The organism is Bradyrhizobium sp. (genome assembly GCF_030654605.1).
Taxonomy (GTDB): Bacteria; Pseudomonadota; Alphaproteobacteria; order Rhizobiales; family Xanthobacteraceae; genus Bradyrhizobium.
On record NZ_JAURXB010000037.1, the window covers coordinates 1 to 5,435 of the forward strand.

The following is a 5,435-nucleotide window of genomic DNA, read 5'->3' on the forward strand; positions in this document are numbered from 1 at the left end:
CGGCACACCAATCCAAACCCCCAAACGATCAATTCCTCGCGATATTGCGACGGTGAGCCTCATATAGGAGGGGGGGTGGGGCCTGCAAGGACCGTACGCAACCTTGAGGGCTGAAAAGACTGGCCTTTGGAAGATTGTGTCTTCCCGCGTGTCAGGCCGACCGGGCCGGGTTGTGCGGCCATGGCAGCCGCCGGGCCGCGAGGGCCGGGGCGGAAAGCGTGATTTCGGCCGTTGACCGGGAACGGAATCGCGGCCCTCCCTGTTGCCGGACGGTCAAAACCGCTAAAAGCTGATCGTTCGAGGCCCGGCAAAGGGTCGCACCGGCCGACCATTGAACGGCCTCAATGCAAACCCAGTAGACGTTTCATGATGCTCATCCGATCGATCTTCGCGGTTGCCCTGCTGATATCAGCCGCAACCCCCGCGCTTGCTGCCGACCCGGTTTTTCCGCCGGGCGTCAGGATCGGCGTCACGCCGCTGGTCGGGCTCAACCGCGCCAAAGCCTTCGTCGGATTCGAGACCGAGGATAAGGGCGTCAAGGTGTTGATGGCGGAGCTTCCGGCCGACGCCTACACCGAGGTCATGAATGCCTTCAAGAACAGTCCGGCGGGCGTCGGCGGCGTCAAGCCGGAGAGCATCGAGACCGCGGCCGGCCTTGCCTACTACACCATCGAAACCGGCAAGGATGGCGCGACCAATGTGCGGCGCTATTCGATGATCCTGCCGGGCGGCGCCTTCTCCGGCTACATCGCCGTGCAGGTTCCGGAAAATGCTTCCAAAATCTATACCGACGATGCCATCCGGCAGATGTTTGCCTCGGCGGCGGTCCGCAAGGAAGTTCCGGTCGAGGAGCAGCTTGCCCAGATGCCCTTCAAGGTCGGCGAATTGAGCGGTTTCAAGAATGTCCGCACGCTGGCGGTTGGCGGGGCCATCGTCATCGCCGACAGCGACGAGGCCAAGGGTTTCGAGGCGGCGCCCTTCATGGTGGTCGGCCTTGTCGGGGCGACGCCGACCCAGCCGGAGGATCGCGGCCGGTTTGCCCAGCAGGCCGCGACCACCATTCCCGGCGTGCGCGAAGCCCGGATCACGATGTCGGAGCCGCTGCGCATCGACGGCATGCCGGGCTATGAAACCCGCATCGACGCGGTGAGCGGCAAGGACAACACCCCCGTCACCGTGGTGCAGTGGCTGCGCTTCGGCGGCCAGAGTTCGCTGCGCATCATCGGCAGCGCGCCGCGCGAGGAATGGGCCAAGGCATTCCCGCGCTTCCGCGCCGTGCGCGACGGCATCCAGCCGCGCTGAAGCTGCGCGATCTGCCCGGATTCGTCTGGCGACGGCGTATCTTTACTGGGAGATGCCGCATGTCGGATCCCGTCGCTCCAGTCGCGTTCGAGATGGTTCGCCGCCCGCCGTCGCAACGAACCGCCGGCCTGATTTCAGTCATGTCCGGCTACCGCGAGATGGCGGGTGGCCGGTTTTCGCAGCGCGAGGCGGCTCCGCTGACGGTGCCGCTGATCATCAGTTTCGGCACGCCGTTCACGATCGCGCTCGGGCGCGAGCCCGATGCTACCGGCCGCCAGCGCAGTTTTGCGGCGGGGCTGTATGCGGGTGCCGTCTACATCGAATCCGACGGCGGCGCCGAATGTGTGCAGGTGGACTTTACCCCGCTCGGCGCTTTCAGGTTTTTCGGCAGCGCGATGGTCGATCTCGCCGCGCGCATGATCGATATCGATGACGTGCTCGGCAGCGACGGCACACGCGCGAGCGCCTCGGCGCCACCTCCACGTCGCCGTCACCGATCCCGACGCGCTGCACGCCAGGGTGAAGGCCTCCGGCGCCAGGATCGAGATGGAGCTGCACAACACCGACTACGGCAGCCGCGATTTCGCCTGCCGCGACCCGGAAGGCAATCTCTGGAGTTTTGGCACCTACTGGCCGAAGGTGACCGAGAAGCCGGAGGCGGGGTAGTTTTCTTCGGCCTGAGCGATCAGCGTGCCCGACGGTTCGAGACGCGCGGCGGCGCCGCGCTACTCACCGTGAGGGAGTAGTCGGTCCTCAGGAGCATCGCGAAGCGATGCGTCTCGAAGGATGAAGCACACGCGCTGAACCGCCTCAAGCTTGCTCGTCGGCGCCAGGTGCCGCCTTCGCGCCACCCTTTGAAATCGCGACCAGCGCCGCCCGCAGCACGCGGTCGAGACGGCCTGTCGCGAAATGACCGTCGACAGGCTCCCTCGAGGCGACAAGTTCCGCTGCGCCTGGTGTCGAAGCACCATGCAGGGAGAGCTTCCCAAAAATGCTATTCTACTATAGGGTGCATGGTCGCATGCAGACCTCCGTCAGGACATTTTTCTGCAGCGCAAATCATTGCAGGGCCTTTCCGCACCGGGCGGAGGCAAGCGTCGGCGACGACGCATCGAAAACATCAGGTGGGGGAAGCATTCATGGCCAAGCAGGTCATCATAGTCGTCCACGGCGTGGGCGTGAAACAGGCAGGAGTGAGTTCCGATTTGCTTGCGGCGGCGCTGCAGGATGACGATGGCAAGAACGAAAAGACGCGTTTGCCGCCGCACTCCAGCGACGATTTTGTGCTGCTTGAATCCGAAACCTACGACTCGTCGGGCAAAGCAAGCACGTTTCCGGCGCGCGTGCGGCGCTACCGTTCCTATGAAAAAGACAAGGGAACCGTGAAAGAAGAGCGTGTCATCGCCGACTTCTTCTGGGGCGACGTCACGGCATTCGGATCGGGTATCGTGGACGTCGTGCTCGCCTATTTCAAGGTAGCAATGGGTCTGTCGCATGCGATTCGCGAGAACGCGAAGGACGTCTATCCCGGTAACAATTGCGAGGATCGCTGGATCGGCCGGTTCGCGCGCGGCGCCGCGCTGACAATTCATGGACCCATCATTGCGCTGAACATCGTGATGCTGCTGGGGCTTCTGTTTGCAGCGGTGCTGCAGGTCGTGCCTTTTGCCGTGTGGGGGGCGGAGGCGTTCGTTCTGGACAAGCCGGCGGCTGTGATTCTATTGCGTGTGCAAATCGCCGCGGTCGGGCTGGCCGCCATTGCCGCTGGATATTTCGTGCTACGGCAAGGCCGCGGCGCTTTTCTTTACCGGCACCTGTTCACCTGGATTGCCCTGTGCGGCGTAGCATTTCTCCTGCTCGGATCGCCGGAGCTGTTCGGCTTCCGCAATGTCGTGGCACCCATCGAAAGCTTGCTGGTCAAGCTCGAGACCGGAATGCGTCTCGATGACTTCAAACTCACCTATCCCGGCCTGCTTGGCATTGGCTGGCGCATGCTCGCACTCATGTCCGTGGCATGGCTCGTGGTGTTCTTCCAAGTACTCCTGGTTTGGGTTCTCGGGTTTATCCGGCGCAACAAGCCGCAGGCGCCGAATCTGATCGTCCCGGCGCTCGGCCTGATGTCCCTGCTCTGGTTTCTCCTGATTGCGGCGTTATGGGCCGCCGTTCTCAAATTGCCTTCTTACAACCTCGGTCTCAAAACGGAAGCTGTCGCGGCGGGATTAGTTGCAATCGGTGCCGCAGTCATCGTGCTTGTCTGGCTCGCTGTGGCGGCGTTTTTGGTTTTACGTCGCAAGTCGGAACTTACGCGAGGCGAATTTGCAGAGCCCTCGTTCTATATGGACAATAGCGGGGCAAGTGCCGACGAATATGCCAACCGCTATAGATTGCTTGTCGCATCGAGGATGCTGACGGCGCTGAGCATCTTCCTGCCGCTGGTTTTTGCGACTTTCGCTCTCGTCGCTTTTTCATCCGACGTCGGCTGGGTCGGCAAGATGAAGGCGGTGCTGGAAGACTGGACGATCGCGATCATCTTCGTAATTCTGGCCGTCGGTTCGTTGCTCGTCTATTCGCTGAGGGCGGAATTTGCCGCCGGGCTTGGCATTCTCGCCGATGTGCTGGCCTATCTGAACAACGGTTCCTGGATGTCCGGCCGTGCCGGCGATCCCTACAAGAGCAACGAGCCGCCGCGGCAAACCTGGCTGGAAGGATTGTTCTTCGAGAACAAAGTTAACCTTCCATTCAAGGAAAGTCCGCGCGGCTACTGGCTCCGTCGTCGTATCCACGACCGGCTCGACGTGCTCATTCGAACCCTGATCCGCGACGAGAAGCCTGACCGGCTCGACATCGTGTCGCATTCCCAGGGAACGATGATTGCAATCGATCTCATCGACATCAGGGGCAAGGACTGGCTGAAGGGGCTACCCGCCGACAGTGGCGGCATCGGGCTGGTAACGATGGGCTCGCCCTATACCCATCTCTACGGCCACTATTTCCCGTCCTCGTTTCCGTCGGTCGCGAACCGCCCGCATCTGAAAAAGGCGAATCCGGTGGATCCAACAAAGGGTGGCCTGCTACGCGATTGGCTGAATATCTTCCGTATCGACGATTTCGTCGGAACACACATCGGCAAGGGCGACTGGCCCCGCGAATTTCCTGTTGTCCCGAATGGGCACACGAATTATTGGGTCGACCGCGGCGTCGTGGCCAAGCTTCGCGAGTTTCTGGGTTGACCCGCGACTTCGCCCTGCAGCAATCCCGAAGGCAATCTCCGGGGTTTTGGCACGCACTGGCCAAAGGTGAGATGAAGCCGACGCGCCCTTCTCAGGATTGTTCGCCCGCCGCCGCCTTCGCGCCGCCCTTCGACACCGCGACCAGCGCCGGGCGCAGCACGCGCTCGCCGATGGTGTAGCCGGCCTGCACGACCTGCACCACGGTGCCCGCCGGCACCGACGTGTCGGGGACCTCGTACATCGCCTGCTGGAAATTCGGATCGAACTTCTCGCCCGCGGGGTCGAATTTCTTGACGCCGTTTTTCTCCAGCGTGTTGAGCAGCGAGCGTTCGGTCAGCTCGACACCCTCGATCAGCGACTTCAGGCCGGGATCGGCGTTGGCCTTGGCCTCGGCCGGGACCGCATCGAGCGCACGCTGCAGATTGTCGGCAATATCGAGCACGTCGCGGGCAAAGCCGGTGATGCCATAGGCGCGCGCGTCGGCCACTTCCTTCGCGGTGCGCTTGCGCAGGTTTTCCATTTCCGCCAGCGTGCGCAGCATCTTGTCGCGGGTTTCGGCGATTTCCCTGGTCAGGGCTTCGACTGAGCCTTCCTCGGGATCGTCGGGCATGATGTATGGCTTGGAAACCACGGGCTCGGCGGCCTTCGCCGGATCGGCCGGATTGTCCTTCTGCCAGTTGGGATCAGTCATGGCTTGCCTTCTCGAAAAAACCGCTTGGAACCGGGGCAATGGGGGATTTGCTGGCCCGGATATCGTGCTTTAGGCGGGGAAAATCAAGCACCACAACCCGATTTGGCCCGGATCAGCCGCCCAGCATCCGGCTGACGATGCGCGCCGCATAGTCCACCGTCGGGATCACGCGGGCATAGTTGAGGCGGGTCGGCCCGATCACGCCGAGAACG

Annotated in this window: 4 protein-coding genes; 3 read left to right on the forward strand and 1 reads right to left on the reverse strand. The window is 62.5% G+C overall.

The window, feature by feature from the left end; genetic code table 11:
• The first annotated feature begins 366 nt into the window (after positions 1-366).
• The 3 genes from Q7U29_RS03680 to Q7U29_RS03690 all read left to right on the forward strand — a co-directional run bounded on the left by Q7U29_RS03680 (position 367) and on the right by Q7U29_RS03690 (position 4,532).
• Entirely contained in the window at positions 367-1,302 is a 936-nt protein-coding gene (locus tag Q7U29_RS03680; RefSeq protein ID WP_304738560.1) for a hypothetical protein, read from the forward strand.
• A 429-nt stretch (positions 1,303-1,731) separates the two neighbouring features.
• Positions 1,732-1,968, forward strand: coding sequence for a VOC family protein (locus Q7U29_RS03685; RefSeq protein ID WP_370691689.1), 237 nt, complete (start codon positions 1,732-1,734; stop codon positions 1,966-1,968).
• A 473-nt stretch (positions 1,969-2,441) separates the two neighbouring features.
• Positions 2,442-4,532, forward strand: a complete 2,091-nt coding sequence (locus Q7U29_RS03690; protein WP_304738563.1) for a hypothetical protein — start codon at positions 2,442-2,444, stop codon at positions 4,530-4,532.
• A gap of 91 nt (positions 4,533-4,623) precedes the next feature.
• Here Q7U29_RS03690 and grpE read toward each other — a convergent pair whose 3' ends face one another.
• Positions 4,624-5,223 carry a nucleotide exchange factor GrpE gene (grpE, locus tag Q7U29_RS03695; protein ID WP_304738566.1) on the reverse strand — a complete coding sequence of 200 codons (600 nt, stop codon included), beginning with the start codon at positions 5,221-5,223 and terminating at the stop codon, positions 4,624-4,626.
• Positions 5,224-5,435: the final 212 nt, after the last annotated feature.